Source organism: Shewanella cyperi, from assembly GCF_017354985.1.
Taxonomy (GTDB): Bacteria; Pseudomonadota; Gammaproteobacteria; order Enterobacterales; family Shewanellaceae; genus Shewanella; species Shewanella cyperi.
In genome coordinates this window covers 1,017,794-1,043,814 of record NZ_CP071501.1, presented here as the reverse complement: position 1 = coordinate 1,043,814, position 26,021 = coordinate 1,017,794, and the positions used below count along the sequence as shown (strand labels likewise).

At 55.2% G+C, this 26,021-nt stretch carries 21 protein-coding genes and 4 tRNA genes; 4 read left to right on the top strand and 21 right to left on the bottom strand.

Annotation, left to right across the window (positions count from 1 at the left end):
- Positions 1-33 precede the first annotated feature (33 nt).
- The 11 genes from infB to rlmE form a co-directional block, all read right to left on the bottom strand.
- Positions 34-2,664, bottom strand: coding sequence for a translation initiation factor IF-2 (gene infB / locus JYB84_RS04415; RefSeq protein WP_207322231.1), 2,631 nt, complete (start codon positions 2,662-2,664; stop codon positions 34-36).
- A 25-nt stretch (positions 2,665-2,689) separates the two neighbouring features.
- Positions 2,690-4,189, bottom strand: coding sequence for a transcription termination factor NusA (gene nusA, locus JYB84_RS04410; RefSeq protein WP_207322230.1), 1,500 nt, complete (start codon positions 4,187-4,189; stop codon positions 2,690-2,692).
- A 27-nt stretch (positions 4,190-4,216) separates the two neighbouring features.
- The gene (rimP, locus tag JYB84_RS04405) at positions 4,217-4,672 is read right to left on the bottom strand and encodes a ribosome maturation factor RimP (protein ID WP_207323094.1); all 456 of its coding nucleotides are present in this window, start codon (positions 4,670-4,672) and stop codon (positions 4,217-4,219) included.
- Between the two features lie 179 nt (positions 4,673-4,851).
- Positions 4,852-4,928, bottom strand: a tRNA-Met gene (locus JYB84_RS04400).
- Between the two features lie 78 nt (positions 4,929-5,006).
- A tRNA-Leu gene (locus JYB84_RS04395) sits at positions 5,007-5,093 on the bottom strand.
- 12 nt (positions 5,094-5,105) lie between these two features.
- Positions 5,106-5,438, bottom strand: coding sequence for a preprotein translocase subunit SecG (secG, locus tag JYB84_RS04390; protein WP_207322229.1), 333 nt, complete (start codon positions 5,436-5,438; stop codon positions 5,106-5,108).
- A gap of 1 nt (position 5,439) precedes the next feature.
- The gene (gene tpiA, locus JYB84_RS04385) at positions 5,440-6,222 is read right to left on the bottom strand and encodes a triose-phosphate isomerase (protein ID WP_207322228.1); all 783 of its coding nucleotides are present in this window, start codon (positions 6,220-6,222) and stop codon (positions 5,440-5,442) included.
- A 168-nt stretch (positions 6,223-6,390) separates the two neighbouring features.
- The gene (glmM, locus tag JYB84_RS04380; RefSeq protein WP_207322227.1) at positions 6,391-7,728 is read right to left on the bottom strand and encodes a phosphoglucosamine mutase; all 1,338 of its coding nucleotides are present in this window, start codon (positions 7,726-7,728) and stop codon (positions 6,391-6,393) included.
- 67 nt (positions 7,729-7,795) lie between these two features.
- Complete coding sequence (folP, locus tag JYB84_RS04375; RefSeq protein WP_207322226.1) at positions 7,796-8,635, bottom strand: dihydropteroate synthase; 840 nt, start codon at positions 8,633-8,635, stop codon at positions 7,796-7,798.
- A gap of 57 nt (positions 8,636-8,692) precedes the next feature.
- A complete protein-coding gene (gene ftsH, locus JYB84_RS04370) occupies positions 8,693-10,633 on the bottom strand; it encodes an ATP-dependent zinc metalloprotease FtsH (RefSeq protein WP_207322225.1) in 1,941 nt (646 codons plus the stop codon).
- Positions 10,634-10,678: 45 nt separating this feature from the next.
- Complete coding sequence (gene rlmE / locus JYB84_RS04365) at positions 10,679-11,308, bottom strand: 23S rRNA (uridine(2552)-2'-O)-methyltransferase RlmE (protein WP_207322224.1); 630 nt, start codon at positions 11,306-11,308, stop codon at positions 10,679-10,681.
- A 90-nt stretch (positions 11,309-11,398) separates the two neighbouring features.
- On the opposite strand from rlmE, the gene yhbY reads away from it, so the two are divergent.
- The gene (gene yhbY, locus JYB84_RS04360) at positions 11,399-11,701 is read left to right on the top strand and encodes a ribosome assembly RNA-binding protein YhbY (protein WP_207322223.1); all 303 of its coding nucleotides are present in this window, start codon (positions 11,399-11,401) and stop codon (positions 11,699-11,701) included.
- A gap of 78 nt (positions 11,702-11,779) precedes the next feature.
- Here the strand turns inward: yhbY and greA are convergent, their stop codons facing one another.
- The 3 genes from greA to JYB84_RS04345 all read right to left on the bottom strand — a co-directional run bounded on the left by greA (position 11,780) and on the right by JYB84_RS04345 (position 13,591).
- Positions 11,780-12,256 carry a transcription elongation factor GreA gene (greA, locus tag JYB84_RS04355; protein ID WP_207322222.1) on the bottom strand — a complete coding sequence of 159 codons (477 nt, stop codon included), beginning with the start codon at positions 12,254-12,256 and terminating at the stop codon, positions 11,780-11,782.
- A 202-nt stretch (positions 12,257-12,458) separates the two neighbouring features.
- Entirely contained in the window at positions 12,459-13,034 is a 576-nt protein-coding gene (locus tag JYB84_RS04350) for a YceI family protein (RefSeq protein WP_207322221.1), read from the bottom strand.
- Positions 13,031-13,591 (bottom strand): cytochrome b, encoded by a 561-nt coding sequence (locus JYB84_RS04345; RefSeq protein WP_207322220.1) that lies wholly within the window; start codon positions 13,589-13,591, stop codon positions 13,031-13,033. Before JYB84_RS04345 ends, JYB84_RS04350 begins: the two co-directional genes overlap by 4 nt.
- 321 nt (positions 13,592-13,912) lie before the next feature.
- Between JYB84_RS04345 and JYB84_RS04340 the strand changes: the two genes are divergently transcribed.
- Together JYB84_RS04340 and JYB84_RS04335 are read left to right on the top strand one after the other, a co-directional pair.
- A tRNA-Phe gene (locus JYB84_RS04340) sits at positions 13,913-13,988 on the top strand.
- A 6-nt stretch (positions 13,989-13,994) separates the two neighbouring features.
- Positions 13,995-14,070, top strand: a tRNA-Thr gene (locus JYB84_RS04335).
- Positions 14,071-14,209: 139 nt separating this feature from the next.
- Here JYB84_RS04335 and JYB84_RS04330 read toward each other — a convergent pair.
- The 6 genes from JYB84_RS04330 to JYB84_RS04305 all read right to left on the bottom strand — a co-directional run bounded on the left by JYB84_RS04330 (position 14,210) and on the right by JYB84_RS04305 (position 23,170).
- Entirely contained in the window at positions 14,210-15,532 is a 1,323-nt protein-coding gene (locus tag JYB84_RS04330) for a sugar MFS transporter (protein WP_407696014.1), read from the bottom strand.
- A gap of 236 nt (positions 15,533-15,768) precedes the next feature.
- Complete coding sequence (gene nagX / locus JYB84_RS04325; protein WP_207322219.1) at positions 15,769-16,905, bottom strand: transmembrane glucosamine N-acetyltransferase NagX; 1,137 nt, start codon at positions 16,903-16,905, stop codon at positions 15,769-15,771.
- A gap of 114 nt (positions 16,906-17,019) precedes the next feature.
- Positions 17,020-18,153, bottom strand: a complete 1,134-nt coding sequence (nagA, locus tag JYB84_RS04320) for an N-acetylglucosamine-6-phosphate deacetylase (RefSeq protein WP_207322218.1) — start codon at positions 18,151-18,153, stop codon at positions 17,020-17,022.
- Positions 18,154-18,212: 59 nt separating this feature from the next.
- Entirely contained in the window at positions 18,213-19,211 is a 999-nt protein-coding gene (nagB-II, locus tag JYB84_RS04315) for a glucosamine-6-phosphate deaminase NagB-II (protein WP_207322217.1), read from the bottom strand.
- 146 nt (positions 19,212-19,357) lie between these two features.
- Positions 19,358-20,251: an N-acetylglucosamine kinase gene (gene nagK, locus JYB84_RS04310; protein WP_207322216.1), complete on the bottom strand. Its 894-nt coding sequence runs from the start codon at positions 20,249-20,251 to the stop codon at positions 19,358-19,360.
- Positions 20,252-20,518: 267 nt separating this feature from the next.
- On the bottom strand, positions 20,519-23,170 hold the full coding sequence (locus JYB84_RS04305; protein WP_407696013.1) for a family 20 glycosylhydrolase: 2,652 nt from the start codon (positions 23,168-23,170) through the stop codon (positions 20,519-20,521).
- 542 nt (positions 23,171-23,712) lie between these two features.
- On the opposite strand from JYB84_RS04305, the gene JYB84_RS04300 reads away from it, so the two are divergent.
- Positions 23,713-24,402, top strand: coding sequence for a SapC family protein (locus JYB84_RS04300; protein ID WP_207322215.1), 690 nt, complete (start codon positions 23,713-23,715; stop codon positions 24,400-24,402).
- A gap of 49 nt (positions 24,403-24,451) precedes the next feature.
- Here JYB84_RS04300 and JYB84_RS04295 read toward each other — a convergent pair whose 3' ends face one another.
- Positions 24,452-25,972 carry a tryptophan halogenase family protein gene (locus JYB84_RS04295; RefSeq protein ID WP_207322214.1) on the bottom strand — a complete coding sequence of 507 codons (1,521 nt, stop codon included), beginning with the start codon at positions 25,970-25,972 and terminating at the stop codon, positions 24,452-24,454.
- Positions 25,973-26,021: the final 49 nt, after the last annotated feature.

The window sequence follows — 26,021 nt, the reverse complement described above, 5'->3', positions numbered from 1 at the left end:
AACAAGGGCGGCCAAAGCCGCCCTTTTTGGTTGTTACAGTGTCCGTGCGACTTCAATGGTTTCGAACACTTCGATCTGGTCGCCTACGCGAACATCGTTGTAGTTCTTCACCCCGATACCACACTCCATGCCATTGCGGACTTCGCTGACGTCATCCTTGAAGCGGCGCAGGGATTCCAGCTCGCCTTCATAGATAACCACGTTGTCACGCAGTACACGGATTGGCGCGCTGCGCTTGACTATGCCTTCGATAACCATACAGCCGGCAATAGCACCCAGTTTAGGCGACTTGAACACATCGCGCACTTCGGCCAGACCAATGATCTGCTGCTTGAACTCGGGCGACAGCATACCGCTCATGGCGGCCTTGACTTCGTCGATCAGATCGTAGATTACGCTGTAGTAGCGCAGATCCACACTCTCGTTCTCGATGGTCTTGCGGGCCTGGGCATCGGCGCGGACGTTGAAGCCCACCATGATGGCGTTGGAGGCCGCAGCCAGGGTCGCATCTGTTTCTGTCAAGGCACCTACACCGGAGGCTATGATGTTCACCTTCACTTCGTCGGTGGACAGCTTGCGCAGCGAGTCGGAGATGGCTTCCAGAGAACCCTGTACGTCGGCCTTGAGCACCACGTTCAGTTCTTTCACTTCGCCTTCGGTCATGTTGGCAAACATGTTTTCCAGCTTGGACTTTTGCTGACGCGCCAGCTTGACATCACGGAACTTGCCTTGACGGTAAAGCGCCACTTCGCGGGCCTTACGCTCGTCACGTACCACAGTCGCTTCGTCACCGGCAGCAGGCACGCCTGACAGACCGAGGATTTCAACCGGAATGGACGGACCGGCTTCGGTAATGTTCTTGCCGTTTTCGTCCTTCATGGCGCGGATCTTGCCGTATTCCAGACCACAGAGCACTATGTCACCGGTACGCAGAGTACCTTCCTGAACCAGTACTGTGGCCACAGGACCACGGCCCTTGTCCAGTTTGGACTCGATCACCACACCGGCGGCCATACCGTCGCGAACGGCTTTGAGTTCCAGTACTTCTGCCTGCAACAGAATGGCTTCCAGCAGTTCATCAACGCCGGTACCCGCCTTGGCAGAAACGTAGGCGAACATGTTTTCGCCGCCCCACTCTTCAGACATTACGCCGTGCTGGGACAGTTCACTCTTGACGCGATCTATATCCGCCTCGGGCTTGTCCATCTTGTTCACGGCCACGATCAAGGGCACGTTACCGGCCTTGGCGTGCTGGATTGCTTCTATGGTCTGCGGCATTACGCCGTCGTCGGCAGCCACTACCAGTACCACAATGTCGGTAGCCTTGGCACCACGGGCACGCATGGCGGTAAAGGCCGCGTGACCTGGGGTATCCAGGAAGGTGATCATGCCGTTATCGGTTTCCACATGGTAGGCACCGATATGCTGGGTAATACCACCGGCCTCACCGGCCGCAACCTTGGCGCGACGGATGTAATCGAGCAGCGAGGTCTTACCGTGGTCAACGTGACCCATGATGGTCACTACCGGCGCACGGGATTCTTTCTTCTCGTCTTCGTCACGGTCAGCCAGAACCTGATGCTCCAGCTCGTTTTCACGCAGCAGCACTACCTTGTGACCCATTTCCTCGGCAACCAGCTGGGCAGTTTCCTGATCCAGTACCTGGTTGATGGTGACCATGGAGCCCATCTTCATCATTTGCTTGATGATTTCGGTAGCCTTGACCGCCATTTTCTGGGCCAGTTCGGCCACGGTTACGGTTTCACCGATGCGCACGTCACGGTTCACGGCAGCAACCGGCTTGTTAAAGCCGTGGGCCATGGACTCGGGCGCAGTGCTGCGGTACTTGATGTGCTTCTCACGGCCTTCGCGGGCATCTTTGCCGCCACGCTTGGACTTGGTCGCAGTCTTGTTACGGTTACGACGGCCACGCTTCTCTTCGTCCAGATCCGAGCTGTCTTCGGCAGCACGGGCCACTTTGGACGTGGTCAGGTGGTGATCGCTGATACGTTCGGCTTCGGCGCGACGACGCTCTTCCTCGGCCCAACGCTTTTCGTTTTCTTCTGCCAGCTTACGGGCCTTCTCGGTCGCCTTGGCTTCCTCTTCGGCGGCCTTGCGCTTGGCAGTTTCTTCCTGCTGGGCCTTCAGACGCTCGGCCTCGGCACGGGCAGCTTCGGACTCAGGAGTCTTGGGAGCCGGTGCAACTGCAGCGGCCTTGGCCTTGGCTTCGGCTTCGGCTTTAGCCTTGGCTTTAGCCTTGGCTTCGGCTTCCGCCTTGGCCTTGGCTTCAGCTTCGGCTTTGGCCTTGGCTTCAGCAGCGGCCTCGGCGGCTTTAGCCTCTTCCTCGGCCTTAATCGCGGCTTCATTCACATCACGCTTGACGAAGGTGCGTTTCTTGCGCACTTCCACCTTGATGTCCTTGGACTGGCCGCCGCTACCGGCAACGCTCAGGGTGGACACTGTCTTGCGCTGCAGCGTCATCTTGGTGGGCATGGCATCGCCACCATGCTGCTTTTTCAGGAAATCCAGCAACTGCTGTTTTTCGGCTTCGGTGACGCTGTCGCTCTTGCCTTTCTTAATTCCTGCCTGAGAGAACTGTTCGATAAGTCTTTCAACCGTCTTGCCCACTTCCGTGGCCAGTTTCTCTACTGTTGTTTCTGTCATAGGTTACCTCCCCCTGTTGATCGACTTATGCATCTTCGCCAAACCAACAGATGTTGCGGGCAGCCATGATCAGCGCACCAGCTTTCTCTTCTGTCAATTCTTCTATTTCGATCAAATCATCAATGCCTTGTTCGGCCAAATCTTCCAGTGTTACCACGCCCTTGCTTGCAAGTACGAAGGCCAGATGGCGCTCCATTCCTTCCAGGGCCAGCAATTCTTCACTGGGCTCTGCACCGTCGAGCGCTTCTTCCGATGCCAGGGCACGGGTAGAAATGGCGGCTTTGGCGCGCTCACGCAGTGCTTCTACTATGTCTTCATCGAAGCCATCGATGGACAACAGCTCAGTTACAGGCACATAGGCAATTTCCTCAAGCGAGGTAAAGCCTTCATCTGCCAGTACCTGGGCAAAATCTTCATCCACATCCAGGGCTGCCATGAACAAACTGACCACCTTGGCACTCTCGGCCTGGTGCTTCTTGTTCATGTCTTCCACTGTCATCACGTTCAGCACCCAACCGGTCAGTTGAGTGGCCAGACGCACGTTTTGACCATTACGGCCAATGGCCTGGGCCAAGGAATCGGCCTCAACGGCGATATCCATGGAGTGGTTGTCTTCGTCCACGATAATGGACGCCACGTCGGCAGGCGCCATGGCGTTAATCACGAACTGGGCCGGATTATCATCCCACAGTACTATGTCAACACGCTCACCACCGAGTTCGTTGGACACGGCCTGAACGCGGGCACCACGCATACCAACACAGGCACCGATAGGATCGATGCGACGGTCATTGGACTTCACGGCAATCTTGGCACGGCTGCCAGGGTCACGGGCAGCGCCCATTACCTGGATCATTTCGTCGGCAATCTCAGGCACTTCAACGCGGAAAAGCTCGATCAGCATCTCGGGCTTGGTGCGGGTCAGGAACAGCTGGGCACCGCGGGCCTCGGGACGCACCGCATACAGCAGTGAACGCACGCGATCACCTGGACGGAAAGATTCACGGCTGATCAGATCTTCCTTGAACAGCACGCCATCGGCGTTGTTGCCAAGGTCAACCACGACGCTGTCACGGGTAGTCTTTTTCACCACACCGGTAATCAACTCACCTTCTTTATCCAAGAACTGTTCAACCACCTGGGCGCGCTCGGCTTCACGAACCTTTTGCACTATCACTTGCTTGGCAGTTTGAGTGGTGATGCGGTCGAATACGACAGACTCAATTTCATCTTCGATGAAATCACCCACCTGGATCTCAGGATTTTCGTAGCGTGCGGCTTCCAGGGTAATTTCGCGGAACGGGTTTTCCAACGCCTGGCCCTGATCGTCTACCACCAACCAGCGACGGAAGGTCTCGTACTCACCGGTCTTACGGTCAATGGCAACGCGAACGTCGATATCACCTTCGTATTTTTTCTTGGTTGCTGTGGCCAAGGCGATTTCCAGCGCCTCAAAAATCTTTTCACGCGGAACGGCCTTTTCGTTTGAAACCGCCTCAGCGACCAGCAGAATCTCTTTATTCATCGTCTTGCCTCGTTCACCTTGAAACCATCAAAACTTAGCTATCACATTGCCCTTGCGGATATTGTCCAGGGCAACAACCAATTCTTTGCCATCCACAGTCAAGCTCAGCATCTGCCCTTCGACCTTGGTGATGACACCTTTCAAATTACGACTACCCGCCACCGGCATAGTCAGTTGAACCTTGACCTCTTCACCAACGTAGGCACCATACTGAGCTGCGTTGAACAGGGGACGGTCTACCCCGGGAGAAGAGACTTCCAGGGTGTATTCATGGGAAATGGGGTCCTCAACGTCAAGCACAGCGCTGATCTGGCGGCTGGCGTTGGCACAATCTTCGATGTTGACGCCGTTTTCGCTGTCGATATAGACCCTGAGCGTGGAATGTTTACCCGCCTGGATGTACTCAATACCCCACAGCTGGTAACCAAGCGCCTCCACGGGCGCTGTCAGCATCTCTGCCAGTTTGGATTCCAACGTTGCCAATTTGACCCCCAAAAAAACAAAAAAGGGCATAAAGCCCCAGTACAGTGTCACAAACCCCGTGACGAATTCAGAAGTTCATATAACAAAAAACCCCGTATTCACGAGGTATTCATCATAAAAACCTGTAAACAGTATGGAAATTTGTTGCCAATTTGCAAGTCAAACTTCCAACTGGGAGCTGGTTGCGGGGGCCGGATTTGAACCGACGACCTTCGGGTTATGAGCCCGACGAGCTACCATGCTGCTCCACCCCGCGTCAACTGCTGCAAGTATATTGACTCTCGTCGTTACTTGCAATGACTAGGCTGAGCTGACTCTTACCTAATCACATAATTGGTGCCGAGAGCGGGACTTGAACCCGCACGTCCGTTAGGACACAGCCACCTCAAGGCTGCGCGTCTACCAATTTCACCACCTCGGCTAATCTTGCTTATTAATCAGGAACCTTGTTCTCTGATTTTTCGGCCTGCTGTGGCGCCTCTTCGACGACCTGCTCAGCAGCACCTATTTCTTTCCATTGATCATCCTGCTTGGCATGGTTTGCACTCAGGTTGCCGATAATCAGGCTCAGAGTGAAAAACGCAATTGCCAGGATGGCTGTGGAACGGGTTAAAAAGTTACCTGAACCACGGGATCCGAACAGTGTGCCTGAGGCACCGGCACCGAAAGAGGCACCCATGTCAGCTCCCTTGCCTTGCTGTATCAGTACCAGACCAATCAGGCCCAGAGCTACCAGCAAGTAAATCACAATCAATACTTCGTACATATTATGCGCTCATTGCTATGGAACACAGACTCAAAAACTCACTGGAGTTTAAGCTGGCTCCGCCAATCAGTCCACCATCAACATCCGGCTGGGCAAACAGGTCTGCCGCATTGCTCGGTGTCACACTGCCACCGTAGAGGATCCTGATGTTCTCACCGATAAAGGGAGATACCTCAGAGAGCCGCTTGCGTATAAACGCATGTACTTCTTGGGCCTGCTCTGGTGTAGCGCTTTTACCTGTCCCCACAGCCCAAAGCGGCTCGTAGGCGATAATGGCATTATCAAAAGCCATGGTGCCGTTTTTCTCGATCACCACATCCAGCTCTTCTGCTATCACCTCAAAGGTGCGTCGCGCTTGCCTTGCTGGACCGGATTCACCCACACAAAGTATCGGGGTCAAACCGTGCTTCTGAGCGGCGGCGAATTTCTCAGCGACTATATCACTGGTTTCACCATACATTCTGCGCCGCTCTGAATGTCCGATAATCACATATCGGCATCCGGAATCTTTCAGCATCTGCCCGGATATTTCACCGGTATAAGCCCCAAAGTCATGTTGACTCAGGTTTTGGGCTCCCATCCTCACAAGACTGCCACTCAGGGCATCCTTGTTGGCTTCAAGCAGTTGCCTGACGCTTTCCAGATAAATCGTTGGTGGACACAGGACCACTTCCGCAGAATCATTTTGGAGCTTTACGGCGAACTTCTTGAACAACTCCTGCGCTAATTGCGCACTGCCGTTCATTTTCCAGTTGCCAGCTACCATTGGACGTCTGAGTGCCATCACCATCTCCTCTGAAAGCGGCGTGAATAATAGCGAACCACTTATTAAGTTACAAGACCCAAATCCGGAAAATTTACGAAAACAGGTTGGAATGCTGCTTTTTTACGCTCACCAACCTGAATTCGCATATTTAACAGCCTAAGCTGCTAAATATTAAGCGTAAAGCTGCTAAACAGCAGCCTTTACCGCATCGGCAATCCGGTGCGCCAACTTGGTTACCTGGGCATCATCCTCGCCTTCCACCATGACCCTGATAAGGGGCTCTGTTCCGGACTTGCGCAGCAATACCCGACCACGTTCACCCAGCTCGGCTTCCACCGCGCTTACCGCCTCTTTCACCAGGCTTGACTCCAGTGGATTGCTTTGCCCTTCGAAACGCACATTCACCAGGATTTGCGGGAACATCTTCATGCCAGAGGTCAATTGCTCGAGGCTGAGTTGATGACGACGCATGGCCGCCAGTACCAGGATACCGGCCACTATGCCATCCCCCGTGGTACCGTGGTCCAGGTTGAGGATATGGCCGGAGTTTTCGCCACCAATACGCCAGTTAAGCTCTTTGAGCATTTCCATTACATAACGGTCGCCCACTTTGGAGCGGGCAAAGGGAATCTCCTCCGCCTTGAGCGCCAGCTCCAACCCCAGATTGGCCATCTGGGTACCAACGACGCCGCCCTTGAGTATGCCGCGCATTTTGGCATCGCGGGCAAGGATATAAAGGATCTGATCGCCGTCAATCACCTCACCATGGCGGTTAACCATCATGATGCGGTCACCGTCACCATCCAGGGCAATACCGAGATCCGCCTGTTCACGCACCACAGTCTCACAGATCTGCGCCATGGCGGTGGCGCCACACTTGTCGTTGATATTGGTACCGTTTGGCTTGTCGCCTATGGCAATAACCTCGGCCCCCAACTCGCGGAATACCGCTGGCGCTATGTGGTAGGTGGCGCCGTGGGCGCAATCGACCACTATCTTCAGTCCCGCTAGGGTCTGATCCGCCGGGAAGTTACCCTTGCAATATTCAATGTAACGCCCCCTGGCATCTTCGATGCGCGACACTTTGCCCAAATGTTGAGACTCGACACATTCCAGCGGTTTGTCCAACTCGGCCTCAATTTCCAGTTCAATGGCATCGTCCAGCTTGCTGCCATCGGTGGAGAAGAACTTGATGCCGTTGTCGTAATAGGGGTTATGGGAGGCACTGATAACAATACCGGCCTCGGCCCTGAAGGTGCGGGTAAGATAGGCCACCGCAGGGGTTGGCATTGGTCCCATCAGCATCACATTAAGTCCAGCGGCCGACAGGCCCGCTTCCAGTGCTGATTCGAACATGTAGCCGGAAATCCGGGTGTCCTTGCCGATAATCACCTTCTTGGTACCGGTTCTTGCCAGCACCCGGCCGGCGGCCCAGCCTAACTTCAGGGCCAACTCGGGGGTCATTTGCCCCGTCCCCACCTTGCCACGAATACCATCGGTTCCGAAAAATTTACGTTCTGTCACTCTTTAACCCCATCAATCTTACGGCCAGAGGGCCCAATAGGTTATTCGCCATGCAGTTGCAAACAGCTCACAGCGATTGGAAATTTTCACACGCACCCAATACCTTGAGTACATCGACAGTCTCGGCCACATCGTGGACCCGGATAATGTGCGCCCCTCTTTGAGCCGCTATCATAGCCCCTGCCAAACTGCCGGCAAGCCTTTCTTTGGGCTCCCGACCCAGCAGGTTGCCCAACATGCTCTTGCGCGACAAGCCCGCCAACAGCGGCAATCCCAGCGAGCTGAAGGCATCGAATCTGGCCAGCAGCTCATAGTTGTGGGCGAGGGTTTTGCCAAAACCGAAGCCGGGATCGAGAACGATATTCTCTCTGGAAATACCAGCCTGCACACAGACCTCAACCCTCCCCAGCAGGTAGGCATAGACCTCATCCAGCAGCGACTGGTAGTGGGGACTGTCCTGCATTGTCCTGGGGCTGCCCTGCATGTGCATCAGACATACAGGCAAACCCAACTCGGCGGCGGCCTCCAGGGCGCCGGGCTCGCTCAGGGCACGCACATCGTTGAGCAGATGGGCACCAGCCTTGGCCGCGGCACGCATTACCTCGGGCTTACTGGTATCAACAGAGATCCACAACCCGGGATAACGGGCAGCATATTCCACCAGGGGAATTACCCGGCGAAGTTCTTCTGCCACCGAGACCTCGGCGGCACCGGGACGGGTGGATTCGCCACCTATATCGATAATGTCGGCCCCCTGAGCCACCAGCAGATCCACATGGCGACAGGCGGCATCAAAGGCGGCAAATTCACCACCGTCGGAGAAAGAGTCCGGGGTGACGTTAACTATCCCCATGACCCTTGGCCGATCGAGGGCCAAGGTCAGACCGGCCGCACGCAACTGATACATTAGAACTCCTGCAAACAAGAAAACCCCGCTAACGGGGTTTTCTTTTATTTCCAGCGATTATTTAACGCTGGACTCATTGGGCTCGGACAAGTCGCCGGCCTCTGGCTCTGGCTTGGCCTCGGCCTTGGACTGCTGTCCCTTGTCACCATTGCCGTTGTGATCATCCTTCTGCCAATCTGCCGGCATACGGACTTCGCGGCGCTCCATTAAATCTTCAATTTGCAGCGAATCAATGGTTTCGTACTTCATCAGCGCATCTTTCATGGCGTGAAGTATGTCCATATTGTCGGTCAACAACTGACGGGCACGATCGTAGTTACGGTCGATGATGACCTTAACCTCGGTATCTATGATGGTCGCGGTTTCATCGGACATATGCTTGGCCTTGGCCATGGAACGACCGAGGAACACCTCGCCCTCTTCATCGGCATACAACAGCGGGCCCAGCTTGTCGGAGAAGCCCCACTGGGTCACCATGTTGCGGGCGATGGAGGTGGCATACTTGATGTCCTGGGACGCACCGGTAGACACCCGCTCGCTGCCGTAGATCAGCTCTTCGGCCAAACGACCACCGTAGGCCACGGAAATCTGGCTCTCCAGCTTGCGGCGGCTCTGGCTGATGGCATCGGCTTCCGGCAGGAAGAAGGTCACCCCCAGGGCGCGGCCACGGGGAATGATGGTGACCTTATGCACGGGATCATGCTCAGGTACCAGATAACCCACAATGGCGTGACCGGCCTCGTGATAGGCGGTCATTTCTTTCTCGGCTTCGGACATCACCATGGAGCGGCGCTCGGCGCCCATCATGATCTTGTCCTTGGCGCGTTCGAACTCTTCCATGGTGACCACACGGCGGTTGCCGCGGGCAGCAAACAGGGCAGCCTCGTTCACCAGGTTGGCCAGGTCGGCACCTGAGAAACCCGGAGTACCACGGGCTATCACGCTGGCCTTGACGTCTTCGGCCAGGGGCACCTTGCGCATATGTACCTTGAGGATCTGCTCACGGCCACGGACATCGGGCAAACCGACGACCACCTGACGGTCGAAACGACCGGGACGCAGCAGGGCCGCATCCAATACATCGGGTCTGTTGGTAGCCGCAATAACTATGATGCCCTCGTTGCCTTCGAAGCCGTCCATTTCCACCAGCATCTGGTTCAGGGTCTGTTCACGCTCGTCATGACCACCACCGAGACCAGCGCCACGCTGACGGCCCACGGCATCGATTTCATCGATAAAGATGATGCAGGGAGCGGACTTCTTGGCCTGCTCGAACATGTCACGTACCCGGGAGGCACCGACACCGACAAACATTTCCACGAAATCGGAACCTGAAATGGTAAAGAACGGCACCTTGGCCTCACCGGCAATGGCCTTGGCCAGCAGGGTTTTACCCGTACCCGGAGGACCTACCATGAGTACACCTGTGGGGATACGTCCGCCCAGCTTCTGGAACTTGCTGGGATCTTTCAGATAATCCACCATCTCCTTCACTTCTTCCTTGGCCTCGTCACAGCCGGCCACATCGGCGAAGGTGGTCTTTATCTGATCTTCGCTCATCAGCTTGGCCTTGCTCTTGCCAAAGGACATGGCGCCCTTGCCGCCACCGCCCTGCATCTGGCGCATGAAGAAAATCCACACCCCGATAAGCAACAACATGGGGAACCAGGAGATAAAGATCTGGGTCAGGAAACCTGACTCTTCCGCTTCCTGGCCGGAGAAAGTGATGCCGCGGCGATCCAGGTCATTAATCAGGTCCTGATCGTAGATGGGCATAATGGTGGTGAACTTTTCACCTGTGCGCTTGGTACCATTAATGGTGCGCATGTCGCTCTTGATCTCCACCTGGGCCACCTGGCCGCCACGGACATCATCGAGGAAAGTTGAATAATCCATCTTCAGCGACGACGAAGAAGAGGGGGAATAACCCTGAAACACGGACATCAGCACCACGGCGATGACCACCCAGAGTATTAAATTTTTTGCCATATCACTCAATGTACTAGACCTCTTTAAAGTCTTGCGATGTTATGCGCAAGGGTACTATAACTTATACCCTGTCGCTACCAGATAGACTTCCCGGGAACGGGCCCTGGATGAGTCTGGTTTGCGGGTCTTGACGACCCTGAACGCCTCTTTAACCGCCTTCATATACTCGTCAAAGCCCTCCCCCTGAAAAACTTTGACGGCAAAGCTGCCGTTGGGCGCCAACACTTGATGACACATATCCAGCGCCAATTCCACCAGATACATGGCTCGCGGTTGATCTACACCATCCGAGCCGCTCATATTGGGCGCCATATCGGACAGCACTATATCCACTTTATCCTCGCCAACCCGCTCAAGCAACGCGTTTAGCACCTTCTCTTCCCGAAAGTCCCCCTGCAGGAAGTCTACGCCAACTATGGGATCCATGGGCAGAATATCACAGGCAACGACCTTGCCCTTATCCCCCACCAGTTTCACTGCCACCTGGGACCAGCCACCGGGCGCAGCCCCCAGGTCGACCACTGTCATACCCGGTTTAATCAATTGATCCTTTTGCTGCAGCTCTTCGAGCTTGAAGGCTGCACGCGAGCGTAGGCCGCGTTTTTGTGCCAGTTTGACATAGTGATCATCAAAGTGTTCCTGCATCCACCGGGTGGAGCTGGCGGTTCGTTTCTTTCCTGACATGCAAAATCCGCGACAAATGAGAGTTACACAAGGGCTATATGAGGGTAGAATAGCGACTTTTCAACAGTAACTCAGCAAAAGTTGGTAGAAATGAACTTAACAACCAAACAGAAACAGTATTTAAAGGGCCTGGCGCACAGCCTCAAGCCTGTCGTGCTGCTTGGTGCCAATGGCCTGACTGAAGGGGTACTGGCTGAAATTGATAATGCACTCGCTCATCATGAATTGATCAAAGTGAAAGTCGCCTCTGAAGACAGAGAGCTGAAAGCAGCTATCGTTGACGCCATCGTCCGTGAAACCCAGGCGACCAAAGTCCAGCTTATAGGTCACGTGCTGGTGCTTTTCCGCCAGTCAGAAGACATGAAAATTGCCCTGCCAAAGGCGAAGAAATAAGCCGGCAGTCCAATCGTCAGTCAACAAAAAGGCCACCTCAGGGTGGCCTTTTTGTTGACTGCGTTGTCAGGAGCCCTGTTACAGGTATTCCACCGCTACCAGCTCGTAATCGGTCACGCCGGCCGGGGTGGTAATGGCTACCTCGTCACCCAACTGCTTGCCAATCAGGCCTCGGGCGATGGGTGAGTTAACCGAAATCAGGTTTTCTTTGATGTTGGCCTCATCGTCACCCACTATGCGGTAGGTGACTTCCAGATCGGTATCCAGATTGAGAATGGTCACGGTGGCACCAAAGATCACCCGACCTGTGTTGGTCATCTTGGTCACATCAATAATCTGGGCATTGGACAGTTTGCCTTCGATATCACGGATGCGGGCCTCGCAAATGCCCTGCTCTTCTCGGGCGGCATGATATTCAGCGTTTTCTTTCAGATCGCCCAGCTCCCGTGCCGCGGCAATGGCTTCGGTGATCTTGGGACGGCGATCAAACTTCAATATATCCAGCTCTTTGCGCAGTTGCTCTGCGCCTATCACTGTCATCGGCACCTTATTCATAGTGTCTGTGGTCTCCTGTCAAACAAAAGCACGCCTGTGCCGGCTCAAGGCCGTCACTGGCGTGACTTATCTGGAAATGGTCGCCCCGTTCCCCGTTTTACCCCTTGTCGGGAGGGGCCGGCTTCAGCCGGGGGCAACCATGGAATGAATGGCGACAGCTTAACCAAGACCAAGGGCTTTTGCCAGCTTTATCGGCCCCTTGCTACTGCTTGCGTACCCCTTCGACCACCAGCTCCAACTGGACTTTGGATGAGGCCGGGCCCAGATCATAGCTGATACCGTAATCCTTGAGAGCAAACTCGGTATGGCCAACAAAACCGGCACGATAGCCACCCCAGGGATCCTGACCTTCACCCACCACGTTGGCGGCGATCATCAAGGGCTTGGTCACTCCATTGAGGGTGAATTGTCCCGTGATAGCGAGAGTGCCATCGGCCTGGGATTCAACACCGGTGGAAACAAAACTCGCCTCGGGGAACTTGCCGGCATTGAGGAAATCACTGCTGCGCAGGTGCTTGTCACGTTCAGCATGGTTGGAGTCCAGGCTGTTGGTGTCGATCTTTACCGCTACCTTGGAGGCCTGCGGCGCAGACGCATCATAGCTGAAGTCACCGCTGAAGTTGTTAAAACGGCCCACCACAAAACTGTAGCCTAGATGGCTGACCTTGAATTGAATCGACGCATGGGCGCCGTGGGTATCTATGCTGTAATCGGCAGCCTGGGCGACCGTCATCACCATGCTTGAGGCCAGCAATGCGCCGAAAATGGACTTGTTCATCTGTAATTCTCCTTGATGGGGGTCAATATGCGTTTAAGGGTTAAATCCCGGTCAATAAATTGATGTTTGAGGGCACCGACCAGGTGCAAACCCACCATGGCCATCAGACTCCAGGCCGCCAGCGCGTGCAGCTCACCGGCCCAGTCCTCCTGGTTCGGTATTTGCCACGGCAAGGCCGGCAGTTCAAACAGGTTAAAAACAGCAATACCGCGGCCATCGGCGGTGGAAATAAGGTAACCGGAGCACATAATCAGCAGCATCAGCAAGTAAATGACACGGTGAACCAGTCGTCCGATACGCGCTTCCAGCGCGGAGTGAGCGGCAAGCGGTACCGGCTTGGTTTGCAGCCAACGCCATAACAAGCGCAGCAAGGTCAGCAGCAACAATGCCAACCCCAGACTCTTGTGCCAATGGGGCGCGGTTTTGTACCAGTTGCTGTAATAGTTGAGATCCACCATCCACAGTCCCAGGGCAAACAGCCCCAGAACCAGACCCGCCGACAGCCAGTGCAGGCCTATGGCAATCCAGCCATAACTTTGGTCATTGTTATGCCACATACATATCCTTCGATTTGTCTTCTGCCTTCGATTTGCCTTCTGATCGGATAATAAAGGAATCAATAGAAACTAAAATCGCTAAATTTGGCTGAAAACGTTCGATTTTTATGAAAGGTCCAGCCTTGGTGGCGGGCTGGGAAAGTTGGCTTTTTGGGTGGAAATACAGCAACAAACACAGGCCTGAGCAAGAACTGAGCATCCGAACCTCAATTCCGAAAAATGGCTTGCAGGATAAAAATGGCCACTATATTATACGCGCACTCCAGACGAGACGGGCTCAATAACCCGGTCTGGCGTAGACGACTAACGCTCAGTTTAGTTGCCCGAATAGCTCAGTTGGTAGAGCAGCGGATTGAAAATCCGCGTGTCCCTGGTTCGATTCCGGGTTCGGGCACCACTATTCGCCGGCATAGCTCAGTTGGTAGAGCAACTGACTTGTAATCAGTAGGTCCCGAGTTCGACTCTTGGTGCCGGCACCATAAACAGCAAAGCCACTCATTGAGTGGCTTTTTTGTTTTCTGCCCTTTCCCCACAAAACTGCCCCACGAAATGGGTTCACAACATTGCCCCCATAAAAAAGGGAAGCCGAGGCTTCCCTGATTTTTTATGCAGCTTTGGCTACCAATGGCGCATCTTGTGCCCCTTGAGGGCATAAAACAGAATGAACAGATAGCAGGGTAAACCTATCCAATAGCCGAATTGGGTGGCGCCGGCCAGATGGCCCAGTTTACCAAACAGCAAGGGCAGAATGGCACCACCCGAAATCCCCATGATAAGCAGAGCCGAGCCCTGGGCGGTAAATTTACCCAGGCCACTCAGGGCCAGGGGCCAGATAGAAGGCCACACCAAAGCGTGGGCCAAGCCCATCATGGCGACAAACACCACAGAGTTGGGGATCAAGGGGATCCCCGCCCAGCCCCAGAGCAAGGCCGCAACACTGGTATCATCTGTGGAGGCAAACACAGCGCCGAGCACGCACAGGCTGCCGGCAATGGCCGACAGGGTCAGGGCTTTTTCCTGACTGATAAAACGGGGAATACAGATCACCCCCAAACTGTAGCCGAGCACCATAAACACCATGGTATAGGAGGTCAGAGAGGCAAAGTTGCTGACCCCAATGGACTGACCATAGAGACCAATGGTGTCTCCGGCAATCACCTCGATACCCACATAGGCAAACAGCGCGAGCGCCCCCAGTATCACCTGCGGAAACTGCATGACACTACCCTTCTCGCCATCGGCAGATGCACTCTCCTCAAATCCGATTTCCGGTAGGCCGGAGAACTTCACCAAACCGATCAGGATAACCAGGGCTATGGCCATATAAACATAGGGCATCACCAAACGAGCGGACAGCTCGCTGATTTGTGCCGCACGCTCAACCTCATTTAAAGCAGCAAGATGGGCCGCATCAAAGTTTTCCAGTCCCGACAACACCAGCGCGGTAAACATGATGGGTACTATAACACCCGCGCCCTTGTTGATGATCCCCATGATGGAAATCCGCATGGCGGCACTTTCTTTGGGACCAATATGGACCACGTAGGGATTGGACGCGGTTTGCAGTATGGTCAGGCCCGTCCCCAGGATAAACAGCGCCCCCAAAAACAACAGGAAGTTGGCACTGTACGCGGCGGGAATAAAGCTCAGGCTGCCGACCACCATGATCCCCAGCCCCACCGCCATACCGTTCCGGTAGCCGGTGCGACGCAATATCGAAGACATGGGCAGTGCCATCACCGTATAGGCAATATAGAAGGCAAAGGTAACAAACAGCGCCTGAAACTCGTTGAGTTCACAAATCACCTTCAAAAAGGGGATCAGTGAACCGTTCAGCCAGGTTACAAACCCGAAGATAAAAAAGAGTACCCCGATGATGGTCATCGGCAATAGGCTGCTCTTTCGCGCAACCTGAGCCTCGCTCGCAATTGTCATGTTCATATGCCTGCTTCTTATGTGTCGTTTATTATTGAGCTCAGCGAAAAGCCGAACCATCCATCAAGGGTACCACCCACTCCTGCCAATCCCGGGTCATGCCAACCCGTGGTGGCTTGGGGCCAATTTCCAACGGGCTCTGACGCCATGTTTCACTGATGTTAAAGCACGCACACCCAAAAGACAACGCTGTCATTTCATTTGTGCAACCATGCTGAACGCGCCAGCTTAATCTCTGGCGCTTAAATACGGATGAAAATGCCCTTGCGATACATCCACAGCAGCAACACCCATTGCACAGTAAGAAAGCCCATGGCGGCCCCCAGCAACCGGGCAGGTTCAGGTAACGCATTGATCATGCCACCAAAAAGGCTCTGACTGAGGTAGTCCCAATTCATCAGGCTTGATGCCAGGTAAATGATGATGGAATTGGCACCTATCACCACAAAGGGAAATGCCAGCCGTCTGGCACCAAGTACATCCACCAGCCCATAGAATATGGCCAGCAATAATAAACTCCAGCCCGTGGTGACCAGCACAAAGGAGGATGTCCAAAGATCCTTGTTAACCGGTAACAGGGGATCCAGTGCCCAGCCCAACGCCAGCATAAGTCCGCCCGCACCGGCCAGCGTTGCCAGCTTGCCCCAGTCGCCCTGGGAACCGTTGCTGACGATAAAGCGGCCGGTCATGACGCCGGCCAAGGCATTGACTATGGCAGGTATGGTCGAGAGTATGCCTTCGGGATCGTAGGCTTTGTGCTGATAAGTGATACCGGGCAGGAACTGACCGTCTATCCAGGCATTGATGCTGTGCTCCGGCGTCAACTGCCCTGCTGCGCCACCGGGAAAGGGCAGCCAGAGATGCATGGCGCCATAGCCCCCCAGAAGCGCAATGGCCACCAGCAGCTGGGTTTTCAGACCCGTGTGCCATACCAGCATGGCCGCAAAAAACCAGGCGAAGGCGATACGCCCCAGCACACTGGCATAACGCACCTCATCGGGATGCGCCGGTATGCCACTGCCCCAACCATGGTTATAGAGCACGCCCAGGGCCAGCAATAACAGTAAACGTTTAAACGCATGGCGATAGACAGGGATGCGCTCGGCAGCGGCCATGGTGTCGAGCCGCTTGGGCGACAGCCCCAGCGCCACCCCGGAGAGGAAAATAAACAGCGGGAAAATCAAATCATAAAAGGTAAAGCCGTGCCATTGGCTGTGGTGCATCTGGGTATCGGCCATTTGCCAGAATGACCAACCGGTCAGGGCAAACAGCGCCATAAAGAGCTTCTCACCACCGAGGATCCAAAACATGTCAAAGCCCCTCAGGGCATCGAGGGACATCAACCGCGGCCTTTTCACCTGTGGTTCTGTTGCCTGCATCTGCTTATCCTTTTCATTATTATGAGCATCGATTGTGAGTCACTGGCGTATCCAATAAAAACAGGCCCCGAGGGAGCGAGCTCCACCAGGGCCTTAGCGCATCGGGTTATCCGTTCACAGGCCAAAAACCTGCTCCCCGGCCATCCAGGTGCCGAGGCACTTGCCGGCATCATCGAGCAGCACCATGTCGGCACGCATGCCCGGCTTGAGAGTGCCTATGCTGTCGGCCAGTCCGAGGAATTCCGCCGGATAACGTGTCGCCATCCTGATGGCCTCGGCCTGTGCCACGCCCAGCATGGCAACCGTATTTTGCACCGCCCCGGCCATATCCAACACACAACCGGCCAATTCGCCCGTCATGGCATTGAGCCTGTCGCCCTGACGCAGCACACGGGAGCCGAAAAGTTCAAAGCTTGACGCTTGCTCCTGGCCCACCGGCGGCATGGCATCGGTCACCAGCATAATTTTTCCCTTCGGCTTGGCGGCAATGGCTATGCGAGCCGCCGCGGGATGCACATGGTGGCCATCGACAATCAGTCCGCACCAGGCCTCGCGGCTTTCCAAGGCCGCCCCCACCATGCCGGGTTCACGGGAAGTCAGTGGCGACATGGCGTTGAATAAATGGGTGAAGCCGCTGGCGCCTGCCGCCAATGCCACCTGCACTGTGTCATAGTCGGCGTTGGAATGCCCCAGACACACCCGCGCCCCCGAATCCACCAGCGCCCGGATAACTTCAGGCGCCACGTTTTCCGGTGCCAGGGTAACCAGCCTTTGCCCCAGATCCTCACGGCACAGCAGCGCCAACTCCCGCTCGCCGATGCGGCGGATATGCTGCTGCGGATGCACGCCTTTTTTCGGTACCGACAAATGCGGGCCCTCAAAATGTATCCCCAACACACCGGGCATCCCTTTGACCAGGGCCTCGGCCACGGCGTCGGCGGCCCGTTCCATCACTTCCAGCCGGTCTGTGATAAGGGTCGGCAGCATAGCTGTGGTGCCAAAGCGGGCGTGGGCCGCAACTATGGCTGCAATGCCTGCCAGGGTCGGCGAGTCGTTGAACAGTACACCGCCGCCGCCATTGACCTGCACATCGATAAACCCGGGCACCAGTGTTCCGTTGAGACGTACTTCCCTGCCGCCGGCAAGGGTATTCCAGGCCACTATGTGACCATCGACCACCGACAGCGGCACATTGTGATGAAACTGCTCGCCGTCAAACAGACGCTCGGCGATATAGGTGGTTTTCATGCTCACTCCCGTGGCTGAGTCAAAGTGTCTGGATCAAAGTGTTTGGAACAGTGTCTGGCTCAGAGTGTCTGGGTAACCTTTTTCAAACCGGCAGGGGCATCCGGATCTATTCCACGGGCCAATGCCACCGAAGCCACATCTATATAGAAACGTTGCAACAAGGCCAAGGGCGCCACCCTGGGGTGTATGCCGATATCGGTCTGGTTCAGGTGCAGCAATCTTGCCCCGCGCTGACTGACATTTTCAATCTGCTCCAGATGGCTGGCGTGGGATTCATCGGCCACACACACATCGACGATATTGAGCTTTTTCTCCACCAGGGTCACCGGACCGTGCAAAAACTCGGCACTGGAAAAGGCTTCCGCATGTATGGAGCAGACTTCTTTGAGTTTAAGGGCAATTTCCCGGGATACGGCGTAACCCAGTCCCCGGCCCAGTACCACCAGATTATTGACCCCGGCCAATTCCTCAGGGGTTAATTGCGGCGCCGCAGCCACCGCCGTATCCAGTGCCTGGGGCAAGCTTGCCACCGCCTGCTGCAACGATGGACTTTGGGTCCATGCCGCCACCAGCTGGATCAGGGCCGACAGGGTACAGAGGTAACTCTTGGTAGCTGCCACCGCCTTTTCCTCACCGGCGCGCAGCGGCAACAGCACATCGACTATATCCTTGATGGGCGCAGTTTCGTCATTGACCAGGGCAACACAGAAAGCACCGGCATTTTTCGCCATCCGTGCCTGCGCCAAAATATCGGGACTGCGGCCGGATTGGGAGATCACTATCACCAAAGCCCCTTCCAGCTGCAAGCTTTTGCCATAGACACTGGCCACCGAGGGAGCAGCGGCAAAGGTTGGGATGCCGGCTTCAATTTCAATCAGGTACTTGGCAAATACCCCGGCGTGATCGGACGAACCCCGGCCGACAATCATCACAAAGCGTGGCTTGAACTCACGCAGTTTTTGCCCCAGGTCGTCTGCCAATTGGGCATTGGCGGCAAGCTGGGCGGAGATTTTCGCGGGAGCCTGACGGGCCTCCAGTTCCATTAGGGTATTGGTCATCTGAGTTACCTTAAGCCTTGAAAAATTCATCTTCATCAGTCGTTACCGGCGCAGGGGCCGACTATCATGACAACCGGTTCCATTAGGGTATTGGTCATCTGGGTTTACCTTAATTATGAAGCTTTAAGTCGTTGTTAAGCATAGAGTCATTGAGTTAGTTGCTGCCTGGCGTACAGCACAGCGCCATATTCCGGCGGTGCCAGTGTCGGGGACAGCCGGGCCACCACGTCGCCATCGAGCCAGGGACGCAGCGGTTCGGCCAGACCACCTATCATGGAAAATCGTGGTGGTTGCAGCTCGAACAGGCGTTTGGCCATGGCGCTGATATAGGCGCCCCCTTCGGTGACTATGGCATTGGCAATCGCATCACCGGCCGCGGCGGTCTCCAGCACATCCCGGGCAAAAGCGGCAAAGGTCGCCGATGACTGCCCCGCGAGTCGGGACACTATGCCCAACGCATCTTCAACGCCAAGGTGTGCCAACAGCCTGGCTTCAAGGGCCGTGGCCTGGCCAAACCCATCCAGGGTCAACAACACCTGCTCGGCGGCCTTCAGTCCCAGCCAGGCACCACTGCCCTTGTCGCCCAAGGCAAAACCATGGCCACCAAGAGACAAGCGGGCATCTCCCACCTGGGCAAAACCACAGGAGCCGGTGCCGGTAATAATCACAGCGCCCTCGCCGCCCCCATGGGCCCCCAGACAGGCGGTATGTAAATCGGAGGTGATAAAGAGGTGGGCAAACGGATGTTGCCACTGACGCATCTGCGCCATCAAACCCGGTACGTTGACTCCGGCAAGCCCCATTCCGGCGTTAATGTCACTGCAGGCCGCCATGGACAAGCCGGCTTCGATGAGTGCCCCTTCGGTGGCAGCCAGAATCGATGCCAGGGTCGCCTCCACTCCGAACAAGGGATTTGCCCGTCCGGCCACCGCTGTGCCCAGCACCCTGTCACCAGAGTCATACAAGGTTGCCCGGCACTTACTGCCGCCACCATCGATGCCAAGATACAGCTGCCCTTTTTTATTTTGGTGCAGACCCATGAAAACCCTCATCGCAAAAATTCATCCGGCGCTTGCCGCATCAGGGGAACGCCACATTGAGCGGATGTTGTTGAGTTCATACTACAGCACAAATGACAGCGCTGTCATTAACTTTTGAACAAATAGCTGAAAGACAACTTTTCTCTTAATGGTCGCCAGTTAGCCAATCTGGAATCGACCGCCATGCCAGAGCAGAACAGCTGTTGGCCACCATCGATGCGGCCGCTAAACTGAACGCGCTGGACGTTTCCAGGCTAATCAGCTCTGCTATTGCACTTGCAGGCTGCGACCACGGCGCTTACCGTCGGCCCCCACGGCGCGTACCTGTACGGGCCCGGCACCGACTTCAATGCTGCCCTGGTACGTTTGCCAGGCGCCCTCTCCCAGGCGGTACTCTATCCCCAGCCCGGGAAATATCAGGTTGGCATACAGACGTCCCTCGGATATGCGCGCGCCTACCGTCGGGATCCGGTAGCCAATGCCGGTCAAATCCAGTTTTTTGAGTTCCTTATGCCCCAACAGGTTGGCAATCCGGTACCAATCCTGTGCCTGGGCCAATTTGAGTTCAGCATTGAAGAATCCGCTGTCGGCGTTATAGATGGCGCCTTGGTACTGGTAAGGCACTTGCCAATCCGGCTTATGCCAGGCTCGCTCGGCCAGCATCAATAGGCGTGGGAAAGCCATGTATTCCACCAGCTCATCAGATCTCAGGGTTTCGCTCCAAATTTGTCCCTGGATCCCTGCAATACGGTTTTCAGGCCGTAAGGGCTCACTCACTTGCTCGCCGGCTCTGTCATCGGCGCTGTAGGGTCGATTCTCAATGTCGGTCCATTGCTCGGCATTGGCCGGCAGGTTGTCCGTCATAAAGTTGAACAGGTGGCGACTGTTGTTCTGCCTTGCTCCCCAGTAATAGCCATGTTCCTTGGGATCGGCCTCATAGGGAAAATCAAAATACAGGACCTCGGGCGTGGACAGTACCAGTTGCCAGCCAAGATTGGCCTGCCTGTGCGCCACCCTGTGCCCCTGATGGCTCAACAGATCCCAGCTGTTACTTTGCACCTTGGCCGGCATGCGATCCGCACGGACATGCCCCATACCATCACTCCAGCCCGCCGGCGTAATGCCCTTGGAGGCCAGCATGGTGCTGACCCGCTCAATAAAGTAAGCCCCCAGATGCTGTTTATCACCAATGCTGCTGTCGGCAGCAAGCAATGCCTCACAGGCCGGAGATTCCAGCCAGGCACCGGCGGTCTCATCGGCGCCGATGTGATACAGCTGCAAGGGCACACCGGCACTCTGGTGCAGCTTGGCAATTTCATCTATGACCTTGTCTACAAAGTGAAAAGTGGATTCGAGACAGACGTTCAGCGTATTGTCATTGTAATATTGGACCGAGCTGTATTGGGTCTTATCCTCGGGATCCAGCAGGCGATATTCGGTTGCCCCTTTGCTGTCACCCTTGGCCAACAAACGGCGGTATCGCGCTTCCATGGCCTTAATGGCGGCGCGGCTATGACCCGGCATATCCATGGAAGGGATCACCTGAATTTGCCTGGCGGCCGCGTATTGCAGCAGCTCCACATAATCAGCCTTAGTGAGGAAACCGTTGACGGCGGAGTCAGGATCCGGGCCACTGCCCAGCTGTGGCAAAAGGCAGTTGTCTTCGGCCAGATCGTGGCAACGTTTGCTGCCGATGTCGGTCAACTCGGGCAAGCCATCTATCTCCAGGCGCCAGCCTTCATCATCGGCAAGATGCAGGTGCAGACGATTGAGTTTGTAGGCCGCCATGGCATCGATAAGTTTCAGCAGCAGCTGTTTGGAGTGAAAATTGCGCGCCAGGTCCAGATGCAACCCACGGAAACCATAGTGGGGCTCGTCCCGGATACGCATGGCACTGATTTGGAGGGAATCGGGATCCAACAAGGAAGCCAGCGACGACAGGCCGTAGGAAAAACCGGCGGCCCCGGCAGCACTGATCTTGATGGCCCCCGCGGCGATATCGAGTCGGTAGCCCTCGCTGGCGAGTGAAGGGTCACTGACCAGCTCCAGCGCGACACCGGCGGAATCTTCTCTCACACCCAGTCTTGCCAACCTTGCCAGGGCGGCCGCCACGGGAGCCCTTTGCGTGCCGATAAATACCGGGGAAATCCCCTTCTTAAGATCAACGGGCGCTTGCTCTGGCAGTAATTCCTGGTGCAGCGGTGTCGGTAACAGACTGTCAGCGGCGAGTTCGGCGTTATCCGGGGTATCCTGATTGCGTTCATAAATGACATTGGCCTTGGCCCAGGGCAAGTTATCCTCGGGGCTGCGCTTGAACTGGCGCTCCTCATCGGTGAACGCCACCATGTAGGGACGCACTTCCAGGCCGGTTTCGGGGTCCTGCTGCAATTGGGTGCTGGCGATTACCACGGGCTGGAGATTGGGCGCCACCAGATAATAGTTGGGCATGGCATCGACTTCGGAAAGTTGCCAAAAGTCGGCGCGGATTGGCAGAACCTTGGTCTCGCCGGCCTTGAAACCGCTGAAGCCGGCCGAAGGGCTGATACTGTGCAGATCGCCCTGGATATGGTTAATGATAAACTCGGAGGAATTCAGCGATTGTACCGGCCGCATCTGACTGAAATAGATTCGCCAGTCAGCGGCACTGAATTCAAAAGGAGAGGCCAGGCTGATTTCCGCCTGAAAACAACGCCCTCCGGCCCTGTCCCGGGCACATTGATCATCGGAGACATTGGTCAGCACCCGGTAGCTAATCTTGAGATTGTCGGCAAAACGCTGCAGCTCAGATTGGGTTAACGCTGCCGGCGACGACTGCGGGGCGGGTAACTCAGGCTGGGAAACCTGCTGTGGCTCCTGAGGTAAGCAAGCACTCACGCCAATCATGCTCAGCAACAGCAGAATTGCAGCAGAAGTCTTCATTATTATCCCCTTTTATCCATCACACCGGCATTCACCAGATCCCAACCTCTCCACCACCTTCTTAATCACTTTCTGCAATTAAAAAAGGGCCGGGTACTGCCAGAGCACCCAGCCAACCATAGTTTCTGGGGAGAGACTATTGCACAAAAGACAAATGCCATGTCGCCCGACCTGGCGTTTGCAATGCATGAAGAGGAGACCTCATCCTGTTCATGCTGACCTTACAACAGCGGAACACAAGCAAATGACAACGCTGTCATGCATTACCATACACAAAGTAACCGCTGATTGCTACAATTTTTTCACATGCAGTCGGGCCATCAAGTTGTATCAAGGATGGTACAAAATGACCTTTAACTTTCTGGTGACAAGCTCCATCAGCATTGCTAACATCCGGCAAGCCCTGGACGTGCGGGCACAGGCTGCAGGCAATGCATAGCAGCCTTTTCCTACCCGCCTTTGACTCCGGGAAGATGTAATCACCCATGGTGCCGGATACATGAATTCAACCCGTTGCCGGCCCACAGACAAGGATAACAACAATGACTGCGCAGTACGTTCCTCTGAACAACGGTGTTCACAAAAATCTCAAGGTCAAAGCCGGTATCGATTTCAGCGATTATGAGAAAATGCATATGCTGCCTCTGGTAGTGCAGGAATTTATGCCTGCCGCCACCAGCTTCCCGATCATTTTCGCCAAGAATGCCCAAAGCGGTGAGTTCCTGCCCGTGGCTATCTCTTCTCTCAAGCCGGAAACCAACCGTTTCATCAAAGATGGCAAATGGACCCGCCGCTACCTGCCAATGCAGATGCGCGTCGCGCCATTCACTGCCGGTCCGGACGAGCAGAAGCAAAACGTCATGATTGGTATTGACGTCAACAGCCAGTTCGTCAACGAAGCCGAGGGCGAAGCCCTGTTCAGCGAAGAAGGTGAACAAACCGAATTCCTGAAGAGCCGCGTGCAGTTCATCGGTCAACTGATTGAATTCCGCGAGTCCACCAAGCAGTTCATCAAGAACCTGACCGACCACGATCTACTGCAGCCCAAAACGCTGACAGTGACCGACAAGGAAGGCAACAAGAGCAATTTTGATGGCATCTACGTGGTAGACGAGCAAAAGCTGACCGATCTCAGCGATGAGGTTAAGCTGGATTTCGTTAAGAAAGGCGTGTTTGCCGCTGTTTATGCTCACCTGTGCTCACTGAACCAGATTGACCTGGTCATGGAATAAGACAGGTTAGAGAAATAGAAACGCCGCAATTGCGGCGTTTTTTTATTGGCTAGATCCTTTGCATACCGTAGCGATGGATCTTGTCTATCAACTCTCTGTGGGACGGCAGTTGCCGGCACAGTTCCCCTGCTATCCCTTCCAGCTTACGGCTCTGGGTCATGGCCTGGGCCAAATAGGCCGGTGCCGGCGGCTGAATGTGACTGTGGAACCCCATGCCATAGAGCACATAGAGAACGCTCTCAAGTTCAAACACTTCGAACTTACTGAAGAAATCATCCCGCTGGGGAATGAAATCCCGCCACAGCGCCAGTCGCTCCCTGAGGCCTGCTGGTATATGGGCTTCGAGGCGGTTGTCATGCCAAAAATCCGAATCGGTTCGGTCCGACAGGCAATAATGCAGCTTGATAAACTCCACTACCCGCTCCCAGGCATATCCCATCACCTTATTGAATCTTTGCTCCAACAGCGGCAATTGCCCCCTGTGATCCGGGAAATGTGCCGCCAGGAACTTACCGGCAAAATCCGTCAGCAAAATCGATGTGGCTTCCAAAGGCTCAAGAAAGCCCTGGGCCAACCCCAAAGCAACACAGTTTTTATGCCAGAAGCGCTCCCTGTAGCCGACCCGCATGGGAATTTTGCGCACGGTTAACTTATCCGTGTTGCAACCCAGATATTTTTGCAGTTTACGTTCGGCACCACTGTCGTCCAGATGATGACCGGAATACACCAAACCTACTCCCCGTCGACTGGACAGGGCTATGTCCCAAATCCACCCGGCCTGATGCGCCGTGGCTTGAGTATAAGGTGGGATCTCGGCATCGGTAGCAGTCGGCACCTGCACTGTTAAGGCACTGTCCACAAACAGCTCGCCGGACTTATCGATAAAGTCGACCCCGAGTACCTTTCCCAATAGAAAAGCGCTCTGGCCACTGCAATCGATATAAAAATCAAATTCCAGTAAGCCTTGGTCTGTCTCCAGAGCCCCTATGGCACCATCATCAAGTACCCTTGCACCGTGAACCCGGGTCTGCAGATGTTTGACCCCAAAGCGCGTCCTGGCGTTATCGGCCAACAGGGCGGCAAATTTGGCTGCATTGAAATGATAGGCGTAACTGACCGCGCCGCTGAATTCCTTGGTAGTAATATCCTTGGGCGCCCTTTGAGCCTCGCACAGACTGTGTTGCGGTGACACCCAACCGGCATAGCTGCCGGTACCCTCGGTGAGCCAGCTGGCCGTCAGATCCAGACCCAGGGGGCTTGGCGCATCAAACAGGTGATGATAGAAGTTGGCACCATGACGCCTGCTGTCGCGCCAGTTGTTGAAACGAATGGATTGTTTGAAGGTCGCATCGCACTGGCGAATGAGCTCGGTTTCGCTGATCCCGAACAATTGCAATGACTGGCGAATGGAAGGTACTGTCCCCTCCCCCACACCTATGATGGGAATATCAGGCGCTTCTATCAGCGTCAGGCTGATATCAGGCCTGTGTGACAGCGCCTTGCCCAAGTGATTGGCCGTCAGCCAACCAGCGGTGCCGCCACCGACTATGGCAATGTTGGAAATCTTCACACACCTTCCTCCCCAATGTCCCGCGCAGCGTCAGGTTACCGACCCGGCT

Coding starts and splice junctions, on each gene's coding strand:
- JYB84_RS04330 (WP_407696014.1), bottom strand. CDS start 15,532: ATGAACATGACAATTGCGAGCGAGGCTCAGGTTGCGCGAAAGAGCAGC.
- JYB84_RS04305 (WP_407696013.1), bottom strand. CDS start 23,170: ATGAAGACTTCTGCTGCAATTCTGCTGTTGCTGAGCATGATTGGCGTG.
- JYB84_RS04300 (WP_207322215.1), top strand. CDS start 23,713: ATGACTGCGCAGTACGTTCCTCTGAACAACGGTGTTCACAAAAATCTC.
- JYB84_RS04345 (WP_207322220.1), bottom strand. CDS start 13,591: ATGTGGCATAACAATGACCAAAGTTATGGCTGGATTGCCATAGGCCTG.
- nagK (WP_207322216.1), bottom strand. CDS start 20,251: ATGGGTCTGCACCAAAATAAAAAAGGGCAGCTGTATCTTGGCATCGAT.
- nagA (WP_207322218.1), bottom strand. CDS start 18,153: ATGAAAACCACCTATATCGCCGAGCGTCTGTTTGACGGCGAGCAGTTT.
- nagX (WP_207322219.1), bottom strand. CDS start 16,905: ATGCAGGCAACAGAACCACAGGTGAAAAGGCCGCGGTTGATGTCCCTC.
- rlmE (WP_207322224.1), bottom strand. CDS start 11,308: ATGTCAGGAAAGAAACGAACCGCCAGCTCCACCCGGTGGATGCAGGAA.
- yhbY (WP_207322223.1), top strand. CDS start 11,399: ATGAACTTAACAACCAAACAGAAACAGTATTTAAAGGGCCTGGCGCAC.
- JYB84_RS04350 (WP_207322221.1), bottom strand. CDS start 13,034: ATGAACAAGTCCATTTTCGGCGCATTGCTGGCCTCAAGCATGGTGATG.
- folP (WP_207322226.1), bottom strand. CDS start 8,635: ATGTATCAGTTGCGTGCGGCCGGTCTGACCTTGGCCCTCGATCGGCCA.
- greA (WP_207322222.1), bottom strand. CDS start 12,256: ATGAATAAGGTGCCGATGACAGTGATAGGCGCAGAGCAACTGCGCAAA.
- tpiA (WP_207322228.1), bottom strand. CDS start 6,222: ATGGCACTCAGACGTCCAATGGTAGCTGGCAACTGGAAAATGAACGGC.
- nagB-II (WP_207322217.1), bottom strand. CDS start 19,211: ATGACCAATACCCTAATGGAACTGGAGGCCCGTCAGGCTCCCGCGAAA.
- nusA (WP_207322230.1), bottom strand. CDS start 4,189: ATGAATAAAGAGATTCTGCTGGTCGCTGAGGCGGTTTCAAACGAAAAG.
- secG (WP_207322229.1), bottom strand. CDS start 5,438: ATGTACGAAGTATTGATTGTGATTTACTTGCTGGTAGCTCTGGGCCTG.
- infB (WP_207322231.1), bottom strand. CDS start 2,664: ATGACAGAAACAACAGTAGAGAAACTGGCCACGGAAGTGGGCAAGACG.